The following is a 19085-nucleotide window of genomic DNA, read 5'->3' on the forward strand; positions in this document are numbered from 1 at the left end:
TTGCCGAATAAAAAGTACTCACGAAGCGTCATTCTCGTCATCAATAAGGATGCGGTTCGCTGCGCCGTCGAGATCTTCGAACTGGCCGTCGCGCATCGCCCAGAAGAAGACGGCAAGCCCGATCCCGCCCATGCCCAGCGCGATGGGAATAAGATATAACAGGACGCTCATACGTCACCTTCCGCTGCCCGGGCGAGACGCAGCGAGTTGCCAACGACAACGAGCGAGCTCAACGACATCGCTATCGCAGCGATCAGGGGCGTAACGAACCCCGCCAGCGCCAGTGGCACGGCGAGAATATTGTATCCGATTGCGAAACCGAAATTCTGACGGACGATCGCCATCGTCCGGCGAGCAACCTGGACTGCGAGTGCCACAGGCTTCAGTCGCTCCCCGATAAAAACCGCATCCGCCGCCTGTTGACTGGCATCGCTGGCCGTGCCTGGTGCGATGCTGGCATGGGCTGCGGCAAGGGCCGGACCATCGTTCAACCCGTCGCCAACCATCAGCGGCCGCCGGCCCTTGGCCTTCATCGCATCAAGCGCGCGAAGTTTTCCTGCGGGATCCACTCCGCCCCGTCCAGAGATACCCAGTTCCAAGGCCACGTCGCTTACGGCCTGCTCCGCATCGCCAGACAACATAGTGGCGCTTAGCCCCATGGCCTGCAAGCGGGTCACGGTTTCGCCCGCATCGGGGCGCAATTCATCGGCGAAATCAATCGACGTCGTTTCCTCGCCGATCTGCAGATCTACGCTAGTGGTGCCGGATCTTTGCCGTGGCCTTCGCAAGGCGACGCTTCGTCCCGAAAAGGAACCCTTGATCCCCTGACCGGAAACTTCTTCGATATGGACGACGTCCGCGGGCCCTTGACCGCGTTCGCTGAGCGTTTTCGCAAGGCCCACGCTGACAGGATGGAGACTGGCTTGAGCGAGAGCTAGAGCGATGGACTGTTGCTCGCTATCAAGCGCGGCAACGTCAGCGCGCATGTCGCCAAGAGTAAGAGTGCCGGTCTTGTCGAAGACAACCGCGTCGACTTCTGCCAAGCGCTCCAGTGCGCTTCCGTCCTTCACCAGCAAGCCTTTGCGGATCAACGCCCCGGAGGCAACGATCTGGGCCGCTGGTACCGCCAGGCCCATCGCGCACGGACAGGTAATGATCAGCACCGCAATGGCGATGACGAGCGATTGGTGCCAACCAGCACCAGCTAACATCCAGCCGACAAAGGCCAGGAGTGCAAGGGAATGGACGGCTGGCGCGTAAAGACGCGAAGCGCGATCGGCAATCCGAACATATCGGCTGCGCGATTGCCCCGCTTCGTCCATCAGGCGGGCGATTTCAGCGATTGCGGTGTCGCTTCCGGTCGCGGTCACCCGAACATGTATCGGGTGAAGCAGATTGATCGCCCCGGCATGCACAAGTGCTCCATGCCCGACCGCTTCCGGCGCACTTTCACCGGTTAGCATCGAATTGTCGATGGATGCGGTCCCCTTTTCGACCACGCCATCAGCGGGGAGAGCTTCGCCTGCCGCCAGCAGCATCAGCATGCCAGGCTTCAGTTCGTCAGCGTCCATACGGACGATGGTCCCGTCAGGCTGGACGACTCCTGCGCTGCGTCCCATCCGGCTTAACAGCGCACCAATCCCCGAGCGGGTCTTGTTACGCATCGTGTCATCAAGCGCCCGGCCGGCGAGCAGGAAGAACAGCAACATCACCGCGCTGTCGAAATAGGCGTGTTCCCCGCCCATCAACGTTTCGTAGATGCTAAGACCCGTTGCGAGGACCACACCGATTGATATCGGCACATCCATATTCGTGCGGCGATAGCGCAATGCCATCGCAGCAGACGAAAAGAACGGGCGCCCCGAATAGGCCACCACGGGTATCGCGATCAGAGCCGAAAGCCAGTGGAACAGTTCACGCGTAACGCCTCCAGCCCCCGACCAGACACTCACCGATAGCAGCATGATGTTCATCATGCCGAAGCCCGCCACCGCAAGGGCCCGCAACAGGGTTTGCGTTTCTCGGTCGTCTCTCGCCAGCGGATTGGAGGCTATCGCCTGGGCTTCGAAACCGAGGTTTTGCAGCCGAACGACGAGATCTTGTTCGGAAATGCCCTTGTCATGCCGGACCGCCACGCGCTTGGCAGAGAAGTTGACGCGAGCCGAGGCGATACCATCCACCCCGCCGAGACCCCGCTCGATCTTCGCAATGCAGCCGGCACAGCGCATGCCGGGAACCGTCAGCCGGGTATCGGTCAACTGCCCATGCGCGGCGACGTCGATGGCGGCGGGCGCGTTCATTCCAGCCTCGATTCCCTTGTCCAGCGATCGTTGGCAGAACGCATGGACACCCGCGCGATCCAGCGGCCCGAAGGAATTGGCTCGTCGGAGGTGAATGCACTGCCTTCCAGAGAACGCAAGACCAGGTCCATCGCTTCCGGACGGCCGAGCGGCCTCCTCAATTGTACCGACACTTGTAGGTCGACTGGGGCGTCGGTTACCGCCACCTGCAGTTTACCGTCGGGACTGCGCGAAACTTCGGCAGTCCAGCCAAGTTCATCTTGTTCCCGGGCCTTTTCGAGCCAGCCGTTGAACTTCTGGCTCGCGACGTAGGAATTTTCGACAACTACTCCGCCGAAACCTTGCGTCGCCAAGGCCGCCATATAGAAATTCACGGCCATCACGATGCTGAAGCCACTGATAAAGATTACGGCGATATGCCGGCCTTTAAGTTCGCGGCGCATCAACTATCGCCGGGCGCAGAAAAGCGGGTTTTGACAGCATCCGTTTCGCCTTGCTCGTCCTGCGATGTGATGCGGAAGGTGAAATCGCGGGTCTCTGTGCCCTCGGGTACCATCACGTAAGCGCGAACCGCCCGCGTCTGGTCCGCGGGAACTGTTACGACCTGTGTCGCTGCGGCATCGCGCCGATTGATTGTATCGGACCACATCACTGCGCCCGGCAGACCTTCGATCGAAATTTCCATATCACGCGGCCGGCTTTCCATATTGCGCAGTTTCAACGTGAAGGAATTGCGCACGGATCCATCGCTCATGAGCATGAAGGGTGGATTGCGATCAGGGGACACGGTCAGGTCCGTGTGACTGCGCACCCCGAGTGCAAAGAGCATTGCAAGGCCGATGCTGCCCCAGATCAGGAAGTAGGCAATGGTTCGCGGTCGCAACAACGTGCGCCAGGGCGAGCGCGGCTCTGCGCCATTGGCTTCGCGCTCGCAATCTTCGAGCGTCGCATAATCAATCAATCCGCGCGGTCGCCCGATATCGGCCATGACTTTGTCGCATGCATCGATGCAAAGAGCGCAGGTTATGCAGCCGACTTGTGGCCCTTCCCGGATATCGATGCCGGTCGGGCAAACCTGCACGCATTGGGTGCAATCTATGCAGTCCCCGAACTTTTCCGGCTCTTTCTTGGCTTTCTTCACACTGCCGCGGGGTTCGCCGCGCCAGTCCTTGTAGGTGACAATAAGCGACTTCTCGTCGAGCATGGCGGTCTGGATGCGCGGCCACGGGCACATGTAGATGCAGACCTGCTCGCGCATGAACCCGCCCAGCGTCACGGTCGTGAGGGTAAGAACGGCGACGGTTATGTAAGCGACTGGCGCTGCCTCGCCTGCGAAAAAGTCCCGGAACAATGTAGGCGCGTCGGCGAAGTACAATATCCAGGCGCCACCGGTCACCAACCCGATGAGCGCGTAAATTGTCCATTTGAATCCGCGTCGGAATACCTTGCCCCATGTCCAGGGGGCACGATCAAGGCGGATGCGGGCATTTCGGTCACCGTCGATCAGCCGGTCTACGTGCTGGAATAGGTCGGTCCACACGGTTTGCGGGCAGGCATAGCCGCACCACGCACGGCCCACGGCGCTGGTCACGAGGAAAAGACCTATACCCGCCATGATGAGCAGACCGGCGACGAAGTAAAACTCGTGCGGCCATATCTCGATACCGAACATGTAGAAACGACGATTGGCCATGTCGACCAGCACGGCCTGATCGGGTGCGTAGGGGCCGCGATCCCAGCGTATCCAGGGGGTCACATAATAGATGCCGAGCGTTACCAGCATCACCAGCCATTTGAACGTGCGGAATGGCCCGCGTACGCGCTTGTTGTGAACCGGCTCACGCGGTTTGTAGAGCTTCTCCGGCAAAGGCTGCCGGGGCGGTTCGTGCGGTTCGTGCCGCCGGGTCGTCGCTGCGGGTTCGGCTACCGCGCTGGAGACAGGTTCGTTGCTCTTGGCAATTCCATCTTCGACAACGACAGACCAGTCGCGATCGCCGCCGGACTTTTGTCCGTCAGGGTTGCTCATCGACTTCGGCCTCGGGATCCTCGGCAACTTCCAAGAAGTCTTCGCCACCTCCGAGAGAATGAACGTAGGCGGCCAGCATCTTGATAGTCACCGGATCAAGGCGCCCCTCCCATTTCGGCATCATTCCCATGCGCGGATTCAGTATCTGTCGCGTGATTGCTTCCCGGCTACTTCCGCGAAGCCAGATCGCATCGTTGAGCCGCGGCGCTCCTAGCTCGCGATTGCCCTCACCGCTGGAACCGTGACAGGCGGCACAGTTATCGGAAAATGTCTGCGCCCCGAGAGGGGTCGATTGCCCCTTACCGCTCAGCGAAAGGACATGGGAAACGAGAGCGTCCATCTGATTGCTGTCGAAAGCCCCCTCGAACGGAGGCATCTGACTCGCACGCGTTTGATCGTCGCCTGCCTGACGAATGCCGTGAACAAGGGTGTACTCGATCGCTCTGAGGTCACCACCCCAAAGCCAGTCGTCGTCATTGAGGTTCGGATAGCCGAGCTCCTGACTACCGGCAGCCCCGGAACCGTGACATTGAACGCAATTGACGCGAAACGCAGCTGCACCTCCCGCGACTGCCTGCTGCATAAGCGCACTGTCATCAGGCAAACGCTCGATGGGAATGCGAGCAAGCGCCTCGCGCACCGAAACGCGCGCTTGGTCAGCGGCGTCGATGTCTTCCGCCAACTGGCCCCGGCTCGACCACCCAAGGACGCCTTCGGTCGCTTTCTCGAACATCGGCCATGCGGGGTAGGCAATCATGTAACCCAAGGCGAATATGATCGTGAGATAGAAAGTCCATACCCACCAGCGGGGCATGGGCGTGTCGAGTTCTTCGATGCCGTCCCACTCATGCCCGACAAACTCGGTTCCAGTCGGCTGATCCACCCGCTTGTTCGGGCCTTCATTCGCCATGAGCTTCGTCCTCGAAAATCGATTGTGCGGCCTGGTGGTTGTGCTTTTGAGCACCTGGCCGGAACGGCCACAGACATAGCGCGACGAAAACGATCATCATCGCCACCAGTCCATAACTGACAGAAAACTCGCGAAGGAATTCGTACATGTTAGCGGCCCTTCTCTTGTGCGAGCTCTTCCTGCGCGGCGGCACTGTCGAAATCGACGAGGGTTCCCAGCATCTGTAGGTAAGCCACCAGCGCATCCATTTCCGTAATGCGGTCGGGATCGCCGTCGAAGTCACGCACCTGCGCCTTCGGGTAGCGCTGGATAAAATCTTCGACATCGCCGTCCGCATCCGGATCGGCCTGCAGAATCAGATCGGCCATAGCCTGCGCGATATCTTCGTCGGTGTATGGGACGCCAACCCGACGCAGGGCACCCAAATGAGCACCGGGATCACCCATTTCGAGATTGGTCTCGGCCAGGAAGCCATATTGCGGCATTATGCTCTCAGGCACCACGCTCTGCGGATCCTGCAAGTGCTGAACGTGCCATTCATCGGAATAGCGGCCGCCAACTCGCGCGAGGTCCGGTCCAGTACGTTTCGAACCCCATTGGAACGGGTGATCGTACATGCTTTCGGCCGCCAGGCTGTAGTGCCCGTAACGTTCGACCTCATCGCGGAAGGGACGCACCATCTGGCTATGGCAGGAATAGCACCCCTCGCGCACGTAAATGTCACGGCCTGCCTGTTCCAAGGGAGTGTAAGGCCGCATGCCTTCGACTTCCTCGATCGTGTTGTCGATCCAGAACAGAGGAGCGATTTCGACGATCCCCCCGATGGCGACGGTGATGAAAGTTCCCACCGCCAACAGGGTGATGTTGCGTTCCAGTTTCTTATGGCGTTCGGCCAGGCCCATGAGTCTGAGTTCTCTTATTCTGCCGGAACGGCATTAGGTTGGGGGGTGACGATCGGCCGGTCCGCCGCCTCGTTATGCGGCGTATCCGTCATCGGTGCTTCATCCCGCAGTTTGCCTGCGAGCGTCATCCACACATTGTAGCTCATGATTGCTGCCCCCGAGAGGTAGAGGAGACCGCCGAACGCCCGCATGATATACATCGGATGAAGTGCCGCGACCGTATCGGCGAAGCTGTTCACCAGATATCCGTCGGGCCCGTATTCGCGCCACATCAGGCCCTGGGTGATGCCGGCCACCCACATGCTGGACGCGTAGAAAACAATTCCGATCGTCGCGAGCCAGAAGTGCCAGTTGATCATGCGCAGCGAATACATCCGCTCGCGCTTCCAAAGGCGGGGGAACAGATAATACATGGCCGCAAAGGTGATCATGCCATTCCAGCCGAGCGCGCCCGAGTGGACGTGGCCGATGGTCCAGTCGGTGTAGTGCGAGAGGCTGTTTACGCTCTTGATCGAAAGCATCGGGCCTTCGAAAGTACTCATTCCGTAAAAGGCGAGCGCCATCACCATCATGCGTATGATCGGATCGGTTCGCACCTTGTCCCAAGCCCCGTTCAGGGTCATCAGGCCGTTGATCATGCCGCCCCAGCTCGGCATCCAGAGCATTACCGAGAAGACCATGCCCAGGGTCTGCGCCCAGTCCGGCAAAGCGGTGTAGTGCAGGTGGTGGGGCCCCGCCCAGATGTAGAGGAAGATCAGCGACCAGAAGTGGATGATCGACAAGCGATAGGAATAAACCGGCCGCTCAGCCTGCTTCGGCACGAAGTAATACATCATCGCGAGGAATCCCGCGGTCAGGAAAAAACCGACCGCGTTGTGTCCATACCACCACTGCGTCAGCGCATCCTGCACCCCCGCAAACGCGCTATAGCTGCGCGACCCAAGGAAGCTGACCGGGACTGCCAGATTGTTGACGATGTGAAGCATCGCGATCGTGACGATGAACGCCAGGTAGAACCAGTTGGCGACGTAAATGTGCGGTTCGTGACGGCGAATAATGGTGCCGACGAAGACAGCGAAATAAGCAACCCAGACGATCGTCAGCCACAGATCGACATACCATTCCGGCTCTGCATATTCGCGGCTTTGCGTGATACCCAGCAAGTAGCCGGTTGCAGCGAGCACGATGAAAAGCTGGTAGCCCCAGAAGACGAACCGCGCGAGCGACGGGAAGGCGAGCTGGGTGCGGCAGGTGCGCTGAACCACATAAAAGCTCGTTGCAATCAGGGCATTGCCTCCGAATGCGAATATGACCGCACTGGTGTGCAGCGGCCTCACTCGCCCGAAGTTGAAATAGGGTTCGAAGTTCAACTGGGGGAAAGCGAGTTGCAACGCGATGAAAAGTCCAGCCGCCAACCCGGCCATGCCCCAGAACATCGTGGCAATCGCGCCCCAACGCACGACATCGTCATCATACCGCGAAGGGCCGTCGGGCATCTTGAAGAATGTGCGGCCATTACTGACCGGATCAAACCGCGCCGCGCTCATCAACATCAGCGCGAACGCCACGATGGCGATTATGGTCGCATGGGCTGCGAAACCACTATCAGCCGCTGTTGCAACAACAACGATCGAAAGCAACATTACGAAAAACCACAGCCCCGTCCGGCCTAGTGCAGCTTCAGCCTGCATCAGAATCTCCGTCCATTTTCGCGAGGACTAGTGCAGCGGCGCGCATCGTTCATTGATCCAAGTCAAATCGGTAAAATAATCACGCCGCCACTGGCAGATGCCCGGCTCGATCCTCCAGCGCTGGGATGTCGGTAAGGGAGACGGTGGAACGGCCAGTGGTTTCCACGAGGGTAAGATCGCGAAGAATGGTGAACTGGCGACTGATTGTTTCTATCGTCAGTCCGAGACTGTCGGCGATGTCGCGTCGCGACATCGGCAGATCAAGAACACAACCGCTGTCTTGCGGCACACCTATGCGGTCCGCCATCGTCGCAAGAAAGCTTGCGAGGCGTTCCTGAGCCGTTTTTCGACCAAGGATGATGGATTTTTCGCGGCAGCGCGAAAGGGATACAAGCGAACGCCGGAGGATCTCGTTTGTGATACCGCTCGCGTCCTGGGCGGATGCAAGGAAATCGGTCGCACAGAAAGAGAGAAATTCACTCCGTTGCAGCGCAACCAGCGAATAGGAATGTCTTCCTCGCGCTGGCAGGGAAACCAGGTCGCCGGCAAAATGAAACGCCACGATCTGCTCTCGACCAAGCGATGCCCGCGCGACAAGCTTCGTAGCGCCGCTCGCCACGAATACGATCTGGTCCTGTTCCTGATGCTCCAAGGGGGCACCACCAGCATCCGCAACGGCGTGGCGCGCAAGTGACTGGAACCGCACTCGCACATCCGGCGCGACGCCCGCCGGAAGTATGGCCGCTTCAAATTGCTCGAATGGATTCACGACAGGCAGTGGGCTGTGATGATTCATGTTTGTCATGGCTTGACCATGGGTCAAGCAACACGAGTCGTCCTTGATTCAGATCAATGATTGCCCCCGTGTCTGTGATGACGAGTCATCGTTGCGCAGCCACCGTTATTGCAACGTGCGGCCATTGAACCAGGAAAGAAAAACCATGAACTTGAAGATACTTGCAGGCATGCTTGCTGTGGGGGCCGCTACAGTCCCTTCGATCGCCAGCGCGCAAGACGACGCCGGCCGAATCCAGATCAAGGCGTTCGCAACTGTCGTGTTGCCAGACGGCGGGATCACGGCCGTCAATACCGACATTGAAGGCCTTTCGGGAAATGGGGACCTCTGCGCATGAGGGAGGCGCGCTGGACTCCAACACCAAGGAATTGCTGGCCGTGGCGATCTCCGTCGCTGTGCGCTGCGATCCTTGTATCACGTTTCATGTCGAGGGCGCTCGCAAGCACGGCGCAACGCGCCAAAAGATTGCCGAAACCATGGGGCTGGCGGTGTATATGGGTACTGGTCCGAGCGCGATGTATGCAGCCCACGCGCTCGAAGCCTACGATCAATATACAGATCAGGCGTCCGGAGAAGGCTAGGCGGCGATCGCTTCCAGACGCTGGCGATCGCGCAATTCGACGCTGCGGCGTGACGGGATAGCGATCAGTCCCTCGTTTTTCATCCGACTGAACTGACGGCTGACGGTTTCTATTGTCAGCCCCAGGACATCGGCGATCTGCTGGCGAGTGAGAGGAAGCTCAATAACACTGGCATCACTCTCGGCAAAGAAACTGCACGTCGCAGGTTGAAGCCTGTCCGCGGTCTCAAGCAAAAAACTAGCCAGCTTCTGTTCCGCGTTCATCCGCCCCAGCAGCAGCATCCACCGGCGCGTCCGGTCTAGTTCCGTCAGCGTCCGCTCGAGCAGCTTGTGCTCCAGTCTCGGATGCTCCCGGGCAAAACGGTCGAAATCGGCACGCTGAAACAGGCAGACCTGAACATCGGTGAGCGCTTCGACGCTGTAGGGTGTGGTGGAACCGAACGGGCGTCCGAGAAAATCGGATGGATAGGCCAGCCCCAAGATTTGCTCTTTGCCTTCCGCCGAATGCGTCGAAAGCTTGAGGATGCCATGGATGACGTTCGCCACAAGGACCGCTTTATCGCCTTCCCAGAGCAATTGCTCGCCCGGCGTGATTGTCTTTCTTCGCCCGATTGCATTGAGCAGGTCGATCTCTTCCCTGTCGAGGTCTGCGCAAATCGCCCGGTTCCGTACGGCGCATGCCTGGCAGAAATTGACAGCGTCAGAGGGGTGTCGGGTGTTCATGTTTTTCGTCTAACGGTAAGACGGATAGGTTCAATCTCTATCGTCCGATTTCGATATCGACCGGCAGTCGGACAGAACTGAGGAAATTGCAGGCGGATCCAATTTTAATTCGGGGTATGCAAGGGGGTATTACGCTCTGTCTAGATCAAACTAATGTTACGAAACATAACCTTATCGACGAAGTTCGAATCCCTCCGTCTCCGCCACCGCTTCAAACGCCGCGTTTCGATCCTACATAGATCCCGAATACCCAATCGGGAGCATTGCCTCATGATCGACGTACGCAGCTTCGACAGCCTGGGTCATGCCGACCACGGCTGGCTCAACGCGCGGCACCATTTCTCCTTCGCCAACTATTACGATCCCGCCCGCATGGGCTGGGGCGCCTTGCGCGTCTGGAACGACGACCAGATCGCGGCGAAGAGCGGGTTTCCCCCGCATCCCCACCGCGACATGGAAATCATCACCTACGTCCGCCAGGGCGCGATCACGCACAAGGACAGCCTCGGCAACGAAGGCCGCACCGGCGCGGGCGACGTGCAGGTGATGAGCGCGGGCAGCGGCATCCAGCACGCTGAGATGAACCTGGAAGACGAGGAGACCCGCCTGTTCCAGCTATGGATCCAGCCGACCGAAGCGGGCGGCGAGCCGCGCTGGGGCGCCAAGCCTTTCCCCAAAGGCGAACGCGCCGGCGACTGGGCGATCCTGGCGAGCGGCATGGGCGATGAGGATGCGCTGATGATCCGCACCGATGCCCGCGTGGCCGGCATTACCCTTTCCGCCGGCGAGAGCGCGGAGTGGTCGCTGGGCGACGGGCGCAAGGCCTATCTCGTGCCCGCAACCGGCTCCATCGAAGTGAACGGCGAATTCGCCAACGAACGTGACGGTGTCGCCGTCGCCGAAGTCGAAAGGATCCGCATCGTGGCGCTGGAAGACAGCGAAATCGTGCTGGTGGATACGCGCTAGAATTCAGGCCCTTGGCGGCGGCACGGGACTGGCCAATGCCGCCGCCATGGTGCATTTCCTCCCCGACGTCGATCTTCCGGAAGGCATACGCAGCCTGTTCGAGAAGAGCCGGGCTTCGCTCACTATCGCCGACCTCGACCGAGAGGACGCGCCGCTGATCGGCCTGAACCAAGCCTTCTTCGACATCTGCGGATACAGTGCGGAGGAATCACTCGGCAAGAATTGCCGCTTCCTCCAGCCCGAAACCGGCGGCGGGCCAGTCTGCGCGCGCATCCGCGAATTCCTTTACGAGAGTGACGAGCCCGAAGAACGCTTCGCCATCCCCTGCGTAACTGGCCAAGAGCCTGCGCGGACGGATCCACGCCTTCGCCCAGAACCACGCCCTGAGCGGACGGCGCAGCGATACGATCTCGGCTCCGCTACATGACCTGATCGAAACCGTCACCACGGCGATGCACGACGGGCAGGAGGTCGATCTCAAGGGACCGGAAATCGTGATCCCTGACAGCCAGATCACTTCGATCGCGCTGATCCTTCACGAATGGGCGACCAATTCCGCGAAGTACGGCGCGCTGGCGGTGAAGGATGGCAGGATCGGCGTCAGCTGGACCTGCAAGGACGGCGCCCTGTCCATCGATTGGGGCGAAACCGGCACGACCCAGTCCGAAGAGGGCGAGGCGGGCTTCGGCTCGAACCTTATCGACGGTACCGCCCGTCAGCTGCACGCGGAAGTCAGCGGCACGCGGACAGACACCGGCTATTGCCGGCGCCTGCAATTCGAGCTTGCCGACGCACCGGACCTCGCCTGAGCGCCGTTCCTGAAATCTAGTGCAGGCCGCCCGCTGCGCTGATCGCCTCACCGATTTGCGCCGGCGATGCCGGCTTTTCGATCAGCGGGCTGCGCGAGAATTCATCGCAAAGCTGCGAATGGCTGACATCGGCGGACACGAAAACCAGCCGGCAACCCTTGGCCGCCGGCTTGCGGGCGAGCGGCCATACGAGAGATCCGGCGACGTCGACGTCGAGCAGGGCGAGATCGGGATTCTCGGCCTCGAAAATGCGGAAACCCTCGTCCAGCGAAATGGCGGGACCGGCCACCGCATAGCCGAGATTCGCCACCGTAGCGGCGAGATCGAAGGCGATCAGCGCCTCGTCATCCAGCACGAGGATTTTCTGGCTTTCGGGCCCCATGGCAATGGCAACCGCTTCCAGTTTCGCCGGTTCCTATGATTTGATAAGATATCGAGCGTGGTCCGATGCTCATAAACCGGAGCGAATTCCGAGCCACACGGTGCGCGGAACGCCGAGGTCGACGGAGCCCCCGGAATTGCTCGTCACGATGGTTTCGTCGGTCAGGTTCTCGCCCCGCAACACCAGCTCCAACGGGCCTGCGACGCGATAGCTGGCAGTAGCTCCCAAAGTAGTGAAGGCCGGCAGAACATCGGCCCCATCGGCATCTTCGAATTGCTCACCGACGTGGCGCAGCGATAGAATCACGCGCGCCCTCTCCGAAGCCTCCCAGCGCAGGAAGGCGGTGACGGAAAAGGCAGGGCTTTGCGGCGGGCGGCTGCCATCCAATGCCAGCGCCGCGTCGGTGTAGGCGAGCGACGTATCGATCCGCAGCGGCCCCGCGCCATAGCCCGCCGAAGCCTCGATACCCCTGGCCTCGATCGCATCGAGGTTGCGGCGCTGGCGCAGGTTGGGGCCGATGGCGGAATTTGCGATCACATTCTCCAGCCGGTTGTCGAAGAGGGTGAGGGACAATTCCGCCCCGTCTTCGCCGCGCCAGTCCGCGCCGACTTCGAAGCCGGTCAGTTCCTCGTTCTCGAGCTGGGGATTGGCGAGCGTGACGAGCGGAAAGATCACGAAGGGGCGATACAACTCGTTCAGTGTCGGCTGGCGGAACCCGCGATAGGCCGCAGCGCGCGCGGACAGGCGGGGCGTGATCTCGTAGGCCGCACCGCCGCGCCAGGTGACGCCCCAGTCGCTGCGGTCGGCGGGCAAGACCTCCCCCGACAGCGTCCCGCCTCCATCGAAATCGCACTGGAAGCCGCCGGTAACGCCGAAGCGATCCGCACGCAGCCCCGCCGTCAGAACCAGCGGGCCGAACCGCCGGTCGAATTCCGCAAAAAAGCCGAGGTCGCTTGTCCTCCCGCCTGCGGCGCGCGACGCGAAGATGTTGCCACTCGCGGCGCTGATCCGGTCCTCGGCGATCTCGCCCTCCGCGACCCGGAGGTCTGTGCCGAGGCGCAGGATCGCGTCGGCGCCGACGGGCGGCCGGATTTCCACCTTCCCGCCGAAGCCGGTCGACGGCGTCTCCCGCTGGTCGAGCACGGGCACGAAGCTGGTCGAACTGACGACGATGTTCGAAAAATCGCGCCACTGCGCATAGGCGAGCGCCTCCACCTGCCAGTCGCCTCCGCCGCTCACCCGCAGCGACAAGTCCTGCCCGGCGATTCGGCTGTCCGCCCCGGCGAAGCGCAGGGTGCGCTCGTCGCGGAAGGCTCGGCCGGCAAGCTCTGCCCGGAGGTTCGGGCCGACCGGCTGCACCAGTCGCACGCCCCCGGAAAGACTGTCGAAAGCGGCTGGCACGCTGGCGGCCACACGGTCGTCTTCTGGCGCGGTAAAGAACCCCTCGCCCCGGTCCCATCGGGCGTTGGCGAGCAGGTAGCCTTCGCCGATACGCGGCGCGAATACTGCGGCGACCTCGGTTTCCCCGCGGTTATTGACGGAGCTGGAGGCGAGCGCCCCGTTGATAAGGTCCGGCCCGGCGCTCGCCAGCGCGATCGTGCCGACCAGCGCCCCGCTGCCGAACGGACCCGCCCCGCCGCCGCGCGTCACTCGCACGCTGCCGATAGTTTCCGGCGCGATGGCGGCAAAGGGGATATAGCCGAAGAAGGGGTCGGCCTGCGGCACCCCGTCTAATGTCACCAGCGCGCGGCTGGTCGCATTGCCGCCCAGCGCGCGCAGCGTGATGCCCTGCGCGGTGGGATTGGAAGAGCGGCTGTCGGAGCGGCGGAACTGCTGAACCCCGGCCACGCCCTGCAACACCTCGTCGATCCGGCCCGATGGCGCGGACACCACCTGTTCGCGGTCGATCTCGCTCGTCGCATAGGCGGCCTCCCCCGGCGTGGCGGGCAGGCCGGCGGTGACGACGATCTCTTCCGGCTCCTCGGTGTCCTGCGCGGCAGCGGGCGACGGCAGGAACGCGGGGGCAAGTATCAGGATGCGACGCATGATGTCGCCCTGCCCCATGCGGTCCGCGCGTGCAACGCCGCTATGGCTATGGCGGGAACAGTCGTTTAACCTGTCGATTAAACCCAAGTATCGGAGCCTTTTCGTGAGCGACACCCAACCAGACGTCGACGTGCTGATCGTCGGTGCAGGCATTTCCGGCATCGGCATGGCCGTTCACATGGAAAAGATGTGCCCCGACCATAGTTACGCCATCGTGGAACGGCGCGAGAACCTGGGTGGGACGTGGGACCTGTTCCGCTATCCGGGCGTCCGCTCCGACAGCGACATGCACACGCTGGGCTTCGTGTTCGAACCCTGGAAGCACGAAAAATCCATCGCCGACGGTCCCTCGATCCTCGAATATCTCGACCGCATCGTCGACGAACGCGGTATCCGCCGGCATATCCGCTTCGGCAACACGGTAACTTGTGCCGACTTCGACACGGCGTCGGCACGCTGGACCGTGACCGTCGAGACGTCCGATGGCGAGCGCAAGCGTATCACCGCGCGATGGCTGTATCTCGGCAGCGGTTATTACGATTACGACGAACCCTACGACCCCGGCTTCGACTTCGGCGAATTCGCGGGGCAGGTGATCCACCCGCAGTTCTGGCCCGAAGACCTCGACTACGCGGGCAAGAAGGTGGTGGTCGTTGGCAGCGGGGCGACCGCGGTGACCATCGTGCCGTCGATGGCGGACAAGGCGGCAAAGGTCACCATGTTGCAGCGCACGCCGACATGGATGTTCTCCCGCCCGGCAAAGGACCGGATTGCGAATTTCCTGCGCAAGATCCTGCCCGAGGAAACCGCCTACCGGATCACGCGGTGGAAGAACGTGAAGATGCAGGATTTGGGCTTCAAGCTGGCCCGCAACAAGCCCGAAAAGATGAAGAAGAACCTGACCAAGCGCATCCGCAAGGCGCTGGGGAAGGATTACGATGCGGCGACGTTCACCCCGCCTTACGACCCGTGGGACCAGCGCGTGTGCCTGGTGCCCGATGCCGACCTGTTCGAAGCCATGAAGGCGGGCAAGGCGGACATCGTCACCGGCCATATCGAACGCTTCGAAAAAAGCGGCGTGCGCCTCAAGGACGGCACATTCCTGGAGGCCGACATCGTCGTGACCGCGACCGGCCTGAAGCTCGCCATCGCGGGCAAGATTGCGGTCAGCCATGACGGCGCGCCAGTCGATTTCGCGCAGCGATATTACTACAAGGGCTGCATGTTCTCGAACCTGCCGAACCTTGCGGTGGTGTTTGGCTATCTCAACGCCAGCTGGACGCTGCGGGCGGACATCAATTCCGACTATATCTGCCGCGTTTTGAACGAGATGCGGGCCCGCGATGCGGATCTTGCCGTGCCGGTGCTGACCGTGGCCGACGAGGCGGCGCTGGAGGAAGACGACATTTTCGACTTTTCCAGCGGGTATATCCAGCGTTCCAAGGACATCATGCCGAAGAATGCGGTCGAATATCCGTGGCGGCTGAACCAGGAATATGTGACCGACCGCAAGCGCATGGCGAGCGACCCCATCGACGATGGCATCCTTGCTTTCACGAGCGGGAACGCGCTGATCGCGCAGGCCGACGACACGCTAGAGGCGGCGGAGTAGGACTTGGCACAGCGTATCTGGACCGCCGGGCTCGTCGTGATCGGCGACGAAATCCTCTCCGGCCGCACCCATGACAAGAACATCGCGCAAGTCGCCAGCTGGCTGCAGGTGCAGAACATCCGGCTCGCCGAAGTGCGCGTGGTCCCCGATGTCGAGGATCGGATCGTCGAGGCGGTGAACGCCCTGCGCGAAGCGAACGACTATCTCTTCACCACCGGCGGCATCGGCCCGACGCATGACGATATCACTGTGGATGCCGTCGCCCGCGCGCTCGGCGTCGATGTGGTGGTCCACCCCGAAGCGCGCGCCATTCTGGAGCGGTATTATGCCGACAAGGGGGGCCTTAACGAAGGGCGCCTGCGCATGGCCCGCGTGCCCGAAGGCGGCGACCTCATCCCCAATCGCATGAGCGGGGCGCCGGGGATCAAGATCGGCAACATCCACCTCATGGCCGGCGTCCCCCACATCACCGCCGGGATGCTCGACGCGCTGACCGGCACGCTGGAAGGCGGCGAGCCACTATTGTCCGAAACCATCGGCGGCTTCATTCCCGAAAGCGAAGTGTCGGACCTGCTGCGCGAAGTCGAAAAGGCGCACGAGCAATGCCAGATCGGCAGCTACCCCTTCTTCAAAGAGGGCCGCGTCGGCGCCAATTTCGTGATCCGCAGCACCGATGCGGCGGAGCTCGCCCAATGCCTCGACGCGCTGTGCCAGGGCCTAAGCGAGGCCGGATGGGACTGGCAGCCGGGCGGGGTTTGATACGCCCAATCGTTAAGACACTTACGCAAAAGCGTTTTTTTCTTAGCCCTGTCGCAGGTGGGGGAAACCGGTTCATCCGACATGGCGCAACGCCGCGCCGCCTTGGTGCGAGCGATGGACGGCGTCGCGCGCGGCGAGCGTGACTCGCTGAAAGTCGTATATGACGCCACCAGCGCGAAACTGTTCGGCATCGTCTTGCGCCACTTGCGCGACCGCCGAAGGCAATGCCGCGCTGCGTCGGTGCATGGATGAACTGAAGCCGGATCATCGCCGCTGTATCCGCCTCGCCTTCTTCGACGGCTTGACCCACTCGCAGCTCGCCGAACGCCTCGGCATGCCGCTGGGCACGATGAAGAGCTGGATTCGCCGCGGGCTTCTTGGGCTGAAAGGGTGTCTCGGTGGCTGACGACCTGGCCGCCCTCTCACCCGAAGACGAACGCTTCGTCCGCGCGGGCGAATTGTCGCTCGGCGTCTTCGAGGGCGAGGAACTGGCTGCGGCCAGACGCGACCAGTTGGCCGATCCGGATTTCGCTGCTGCCGTCACCTGGTGGGCCAATCGTCTGGGCACGATGGCGGAACAAGCTGCTGCGATGTCGCCTGGCGCAGGCGTCTGGCGAGCGATCGAGCAGCGTCTCGATGCGCGCCGATCGGGCTACACTCCAGTCAGCATGTCGGAGACGTCTTCGTCACGGACGGCTGGCTGGAGCGTGGCGCTTGCCGTAGGCGGCGCAGGCCTGGCCGCCGCTGCGCTTGCCCTGTTCCTCGCTACGCCGCGACCAGCTGCTGTCGGCCCTGCCGTGGAGCCGACGCAAAGCCGGCGCGGACCGCAGCTCGTCGCGCAGCTCAGCGACGAGAGCGGTTCCCTCGGCATCGCCAGCGTCATCGACCCGTCGGCAGAGCGGCTGGCGCTCAAGATCCGCGGCTTCGAGCCGGGGCCTGAACAATCGCCTGAATTGTGGGTCGTCCCCGAAGGCGGCGCGCCGGTCTCTCTCGGCCTGATCCCGGCAAGCGGCGAGTTCGAGCGCGATCTCTCTGCCGAAGAGCACGCCTTGCTGGTCGAAGGTGCAACGCTCGCCGTGACCATCGAGCAACGCGGCGGGGCGCCCCATGATGCGCCGTCGCCCCCGATCCTCGTTGCCGGACCGCTCGACCAGGTCTGATATTTTCCGCAGCAATTCAAAAGGCTGCGACTTCCACGCAAATTCTTTCCCGTTCCGCGGCATCCAGTCGGCAGATCCTGCGTAGCTGCTTGCGTCATCCGCTGGATGGCAAGCCGTTGATGGGCGATCGTGGCGAGACGACAGGGTAATGGACCGGGTGCAACCCGGCGCCGCCCTCTCCAAAGCCGGACGGGAATGATCGACGATTACCGGCTTCTGATCCGCATTTTCGGAAGAGGGAAGAATATGTCGAATTTCAACACACGTTTCGCCGCAGCCCTGCTAGTCGACACCGCCTCGCTCGGCTTCGCCACCACAGCCGGCGCAGAGGAAATCGATGGCGACGGCGGTTATGAGTGCGTCCTCAACAACGACACGGCGATGTCCAACACCACCGCCACCGCTACGGCCCACGGCGAAGACGCGCTGGCCTGCGGCGAAGACGCCCGGGTCGGCGACAACGCCTCGGTTTCGGCCGGCGTCGGTGTCGGTTTCAACAGCGGCGAAGTCGGCGCTCGCGGCGGCTTCCAGGTCGCCTGGTAAGTCCTACGGTTTCTTCCTGCGGATCAGGAAGGACGGGGCCGGGTGACGCTCCCTTGGAAACCCGGCCCCGGTTTTTTCGATCCACATGGAGGGAGTAACGAAAGGGGCCGGAGGATTTCTCCTCCGGCCCCTTTCTTGTTCTCGTCGCGCTTGCGAGCGCGCAAGCAGCGAATGATTACGCGCCGGCGACTTCGCCGAGGTCGATCTTCAGGCCGGGGCCCATCGAGCTGGTCAACGTAACCTTGCGGACATACTTGCCTTTCGCGCCCGACGGCTTCGCCTTCACGACCGCTTCGGTCAGCGCGTCGAAGTTCTTGCGCAGGTCTTCGTCCTTGAAGCTCATCTTGCCGATGCCGGAGTGGATGATGCCCATCTTCTCGACGCGGTATTCGACCTGGCCGCCCTTGGCGTCCTTCACAGCCTGTTCCACGTTCGGGGTGACGGTGCCCAGTTTCGGGTTCGGCATCAGGCCCTTGGGGCCCAGCACCTTGCCGAGGCGGCCGACCACGGCCATCATGTCCGGCGTCGCGATCACGCGATCGTAATCGAGATTGCCGTTCTGCATGTCTTCCATGAGGTCTTCAGCACCGACCTTGTCGGCACCAGCGGCGGTGGCCTTGTCGGCATTGTCGCCACGGGCGAACACGGCGACGCGGACGTCCTTGCCCGTGCCGGCCGGCAGCGAGACCACGCCGCGGACCATCTGGTCGGCGTGACGCGGGTCGACGCCCAGGTTCATGGCGACTTCGACGCTTTCGTCGAACTTGGTGGTTTCGGCGATCTCGCGCAGCAGCGCGAAGGCTTCGTCCACGGTGTAGAACTTTTCGCTGTCGACCTTTTCGGCGACCATCTTCTGCTTCTTGGTCAGGGTAGCCATGTC

23 protein-coding genes are annotated in these 19085 nt (G+C 61.9%); 10 read left to right on the top strand and 13 right to left on the bottom strand.

The annotated features are described in order from the left end of the window. Window positions 1-18 precede the first annotated feature (18 nt). The 9 genes from ccoS to QQW98_RS02905 form a co-directional block, all read right to left on the bottom strand. On the bottom strand, window positions 19-171 hold the full coding sequence (gene ccoS, locus QQW98_RS02865) for a cbb3-type cytochrome oxidase assembly protein CcoS (RefSeq protein WP_290136046.1): 153 nt from the start codon (window positions 169-171) through the stop codon (window positions 19-21). Beyond that, window positions 168-2300, bottom strand: coding sequence for a heavy metal translocating P-type ATPase (locus tag QQW98_RS02870; RefSeq protein WP_290136047.1), 2133 nt, complete (start codon window positions 2298-2300; stop codon window positions 168-170). The genes ccoS and QQW98_RS02870 overlap by 4 nt, the downstream gene beginning before the upstream one ends. Next, window positions 2297-2743, bottom strand: coding sequence for a FixH family protein (locus QQW98_RS02875; protein ID WP_290136048.1), 447 nt, complete (start codon window positions 2741-2743; stop codon window positions 2297-2299). Before QQW98_RS02875 ends, QQW98_RS02870 begins: the two co-directional genes overlap by 4 nt. Continuing rightward, window positions 2743-4326, bottom strand: coding sequence for a cytochrome c oxidase accessory protein CcoG (gene ccoG / locus QQW98_RS02880; RefSeq protein ID WP_290136049.1), 1584 nt, complete (start codon window positions 4324-4326; stop codon window positions 2743-2745). The genes QQW98_RS02875 and ccoG overlap by 1 nt, the downstream gene beginning before the upstream one ends. Beyond that, complete coding sequence (gene ccoP, locus QQW98_RS02885) at window positions 4313-5236, bottom strand: cytochrome-c oxidase, cbb3-type subunit III (RefSeq protein WP_290136050.1); 924 nt, start codon at window positions 5234-5236, stop codon at window positions 4313-4315. The genes ccoG and ccoP overlap by 14 nt, the downstream gene beginning before the upstream one ends. Further along, on the bottom strand, window positions 5226-5384 hold the full coding sequence (locus QQW98_RS02890) for a cbb3-type cytochrome oxidase subunit 3 (protein ID WP_290136051.1): 159 nt from the start codon (window positions 5382-5384) through the stop codon (window positions 5226-5228). Before QQW98_RS02890 ends, ccoP begins: the two co-directional genes overlap by 11 nt. Before the next feature lies 1 nt (window position 5385). Continuing rightward, window positions 5386-6138 carry a cytochrome-c oxidase, cbb3-type subunit II gene (gene ccoO / locus QQW98_RS02895; RefSeq protein WP_290136052.1) on the bottom strand — a complete coding sequence of 251 codons (753 nt, stop codon included), beginning with the start codon at window positions 6136-6138 and terminating at the stop codon, window positions 5386-5388. Window positions 6139-6152: 14 nt separating this feature from the next. Continuing rightward, window positions 6153-7829, bottom strand: a complete 1677-nt coding sequence (gene ccoN, locus QQW98_RS02900) for a cytochrome-c oxidase, cbb3-type subunit I (protein WP_290136053.1) — start codon at window positions 7827-7829, stop codon at window positions 6153-6155. 79 nt (window positions 7830-7908) lie between these two features. Then, window positions 7909-8625 carry a helix-turn-helix domain-containing protein gene (locus QQW98_RS02905; protein WP_290136054.1) on the bottom strand — a complete coding sequence of 239 codons (717 nt, stop codon included), beginning with the start codon at window positions 8623-8625 and terminating at the stop codon, window positions 7909-7911. Window positions 8626-8668: 43 nt separating this feature from the next. On the opposite strand from QQW98_RS02905, the gene QQW98_RS02910 reads away from it, so the two are divergent. Then, a complete protein-coding gene (locus tag QQW98_RS02910) occupies window positions 8669-8962 on the top strand; it encodes a hypothetical protein (RefSeq protein ID WP_290136055.1) in 294 nt (97 codons plus the stop codon). After that, entirely contained in the window at window positions 8943-9206 is a 264-nt protein-coding gene (locus tag QQW98_RS02915; RefSeq protein WP_290136056.1) for a carboxymuconolactone decarboxylase family protein, read from the top strand. The genes QQW98_RS02910 and QQW98_RS02915 overlap by 20 nt, the downstream gene beginning before the upstream one ends. On the opposite strand, the gene QQW98_RS02920 is transcribed toward QQW98_RS02915, so the two are convergent. Continuing rightward, window positions 9203-9928, bottom strand: coding sequence for a Crp/Fnr family transcriptional regulator (locus QQW98_RS02920; RefSeq protein WP_290136057.1), 726 nt, complete (start codon window positions 9926-9928; stop codon window positions 9203-9205). The genes QQW98_RS02915 and QQW98_RS02920 overlap by 4 nt on opposite strands. 270 nt (window positions 9929-10198) lie before the next feature. On the opposite strand from QQW98_RS02920, the gene QQW98_RS02925 reads away from it, so the two are divergent. The 3 genes from QQW98_RS02925 to QQW98_RS02935 are packed head-to-tail and all read left to right on the top strand — an operon-like array spanning window position 10199 to window position 11703. Continuing rightward, window positions 10199-10894, top strand: a complete 696-nt coding sequence (locus tag QQW98_RS02925) for a pirin family protein (protein ID WP_290136058.1) — start codon at window positions 10199-10201, stop codon at window positions 10892-10894. A gap of 46 nt (window positions 10895-10940) precedes the next feature. After that, window positions 10941-11321, top strand: a complete 381-nt coding sequence (locus QQW98_RS02930) for a PAS domain-containing protein (protein ID WP_290136059.1) — start codon at window positions 10941-10943, stop codon at window positions 11319-11321. 25 nt (window positions 11322-11346) lie between these two features. Further along, on the top strand, window positions 11347-11703 hold the full coding sequence (locus QQW98_RS02935) for a sensor histidine kinase family protein (protein ID WP_290136060.1): 357 nt from the start codon (window positions 11347-11349) through the stop codon (window positions 11701-11703). 16 nt (window positions 11704-11719) lie between these two features. Here QQW98_RS02935 and QQW98_RS02940 read toward each other — a convergent pair whose 3' ends face one another. Beyond that, a complete protein-coding gene (locus tag QQW98_RS02940) occupies window positions 11720-12085 on the bottom strand; it encodes a response regulator (RefSeq protein WP_290136061.1) in 366 nt (121 codons plus the stop codon). A 69-nt stretch (window positions 12086-12154) separates the two neighbouring features. Beyond that, window positions 12155-14131, bottom strand: coding sequence for a TonB-dependent receptor (locus QQW98_RS02945; RefSeq protein WP_290136062.1), 1977 nt, complete (start codon window positions 14129-14131; stop codon window positions 12155-12157). A gap of 103 nt (window positions 14132-14234) precedes the next feature. Here QQW98_RS02945 and QQW98_RS02950 point away from each other — a divergent pair, with 103 nt between their 5' ends. The 5 genes from QQW98_RS02950 to QQW98_RS02970 all read left to right on the top strand — a co-directional run bounded on the left by QQW98_RS02950 (window position 14235) and on the right by QQW98_RS02970 (window position 18205). Then, window positions 14235-15743, top strand: a complete 1509-nt coding sequence (locus QQW98_RS02950; protein WP_290136063.1) for a flavin-containing monooxygenase — start codon at window positions 14235-14237, stop codon at window positions 15741-15743. 3 nt (window positions 15744-15746) lie between these two features. Beyond that, window positions 15747-16502 carry a competence/damage-inducible protein A gene (locus QQW98_RS02955; protein WP_290136064.1) on the top strand — a complete coding sequence of 252 codons (756 nt, stop codon included), beginning with the start codon at window positions 15747-15749 and terminating at the stop codon, window positions 16500-16502. A gap of 244 nt (window positions 16503-16746) precedes the next feature. Further along, the gene (locus QQW98_RS13900; protein ID WP_319023302.1) at window positions 16747-16908 is read left to right on the top strand and encodes a sigma factor-like helix-turn-helix DNA-binding protein; all 162 of its coding nucleotides are present in this window, start codon (window positions 16747-16749) and stop codon (window positions 16906-16908) included. Beyond that, window positions 16901-17662, top strand: a complete 762-nt coding sequence (locus QQW98_RS02965) for an anti-sigma factor (RefSeq protein ID WP_290136065.1) — start codon at window positions 16901-16903, stop codon at window positions 17660-17662. Before QQW98_RS13900 ends, QQW98_RS02965 begins: the two co-directional genes overlap by 8 nt. A gap of 246 nt (window positions 17663-17908) precedes the next feature. Then, on the top strand, window positions 17909-18205 hold the full coding sequence (locus tag QQW98_RS02970) for a YadA-like family protein (protein ID WP_290136066.1): 297 nt from the start codon (window positions 17909-17911) through the stop codon (window positions 18203-18205). A 175-nt stretch (window positions 18206-18380) separates the two neighbouring features. Here QQW98_RS02970 and rplA read toward each other — a convergent pair whose 3' ends face one another. Further along, window positions 18381-19082 carry a 50S ribosomal protein L1 gene (gene rplA / locus QQW98_RS02975; RefSeq protein ID WP_290136067.1) on the bottom strand — a complete coding sequence of 234 codons (702 nt, stop codon included), beginning with the start codon at window positions 19080-19082 and terminating at the stop codon, window positions 18381-18383. Window positions 19083-19085: the final 3 nt, after the last annotated feature.

Source organism: Alteriqipengyuania flavescens (assembly GCF_030406725.1).
In the GTDB taxonomy this organism is placed as follows: domain Bacteria; phylum Pseudomonadota; class Alphaproteobacteria; order Sphingomonadales; family Sphingomonadaceae; genus Alteriqipengyuania_B; species Alteriqipengyuania_B flavescens.

What these genes read in the sequence shown, in the direction of transcription:
- rplA (WP_290136067.1), bottom strand. Translation starts at nt 19,082, where the DNA reads ATGGCTACCCTGACCAAGAAGCAGAAGATGGTCGCCGAAAAGGTCGAC.
- QQW98_RS02925 (WP_290136058.1), top strand. Translation starts at nt 10,199, where the DNA reads ATGATCGACGTACGCAGCTTCGACAGCCTGGGTCATGCCGACCACGGC.
- ccoO (WP_290136052.1), bottom strand. Translation starts at nt 6,138, where the DNA reads ATGGGCCTGGCCGAACGCCATAAGAAACTGGAACGCAACATCACCCTG.
- ccoP (WP_290136050.1), bottom strand. Translation starts at nt 5,236, where the DNA reads ATGGCGAATGAAGGCCCGAACAAGCGGGTGGATCAGCCGACTGGAACC.
- QQW98_RS02970 (WP_290136066.1), top strand. Translation starts at nt 17,909, where the DNA reads ATGTCGAATTTCAACACACGTTTCGCCGCAGCCCTGCTAGTCGACACC.
- QQW98_RS02930 (WP_290136059.1), top strand. Translation starts at nt 10,941, where the DNA reads ATGGTGCATTTCCTCCCCGACGTCGATCTTCCGGAAGGCATACGCAGC.
- QQW98_RS02870 (WP_290136047.1), bottom strand. Translation starts at nt 2,300, where the DNA reads ATGAACGCGCCCGCCGCCATCGACGTCGCCGCGCATGGGCAGTTGACC.
- ccoS (WP_290136046.1), bottom strand. Translation starts at nt 171, where the DNA reads ATGAGCGTCCTGTTATATCTTATTCCCATCGCGCTGGGCATGGGCGGG.
- ccoG (WP_290136049.1), bottom strand. Translation starts at nt 4,326, where the DNA reads ATGAGCAACCCTGACGGACAAAAGTCCGGCGGCGATCGCGACTGGTCT.
- QQW98_RS02920 (WP_290136057.1), bottom strand. Translation starts at nt 9,928, where the DNA reads ATGAACACCCGACACCCCTCTGACGCTGTCAATTTCTGCCAGGCATGC.
- QQW98_RS02875 (WP_290136048.1), bottom strand. Translation starts at nt 2,743, where the DNA reads ATGCGCCGCGAACTTAAAGGCCGGCATATCGCCGTAATCTTTATCAGT.
- QQW98_RS02935 (WP_290136060.1), top strand. Translation starts at nt 11,347, where the DNA reads ATGCACGACGGGCAGGAGGTCGATCTCAAGGGACCGGAAATCGTGATC.
- QQW98_RS02945 (WP_290136062.1), bottom strand. Translation starts at nt 14,131, where the DNA reads ATGCGTCGCATCCTGATACTTGCCCCCGCGTTCCTGCCGTCGCCCGCT.
- QQW98_RS02905 (WP_290136054.1), bottom strand. Translation starts at nt 8,625, where the DNA reads ATGAATCATCACAGCCCACTGCCTGTCGTGAATCCATTCGAGCAATTT.
- QQW98_RS02940 (WP_290136061.1), bottom strand. Translation starts at nt 12,085, where the DNA reads ATGGGGCCCGAAAGCCAGAAAATCCTCGTGCTGGATGACGAGGCGCTG.
- ccoN (WP_290136053.1), bottom strand. Translation starts at nt 7,829, where the DNA reads ATGCAGGCTGAAGCTGCACTAGGCCGGACGGGGCTGTGGTTTTTCGTA.
- QQW98_RS02890 (WP_290136051.1), bottom strand. Translation starts at nt 5,384, where the DNA reads ATGTACGAATTCCTTCGCGAGTTTTCTGTCAGTTATGGACTGGTGGCG.
- QQW98_RS02915 (WP_290136056.1), top strand. Translation starts at nt 8,943, where the DNA reads ATGGGGACCTCTGCGCATGAGGGAGGCGCGCTGGACTCCAACACCAAG.
- QQW98_RS13900 (WP_319023302.1), top strand. Translation starts at nt 16,747, where the DNA reads ATGGATGAACTGAAGCCGGATCATCGCCGCTGTATCCGCCTCGCCTTC.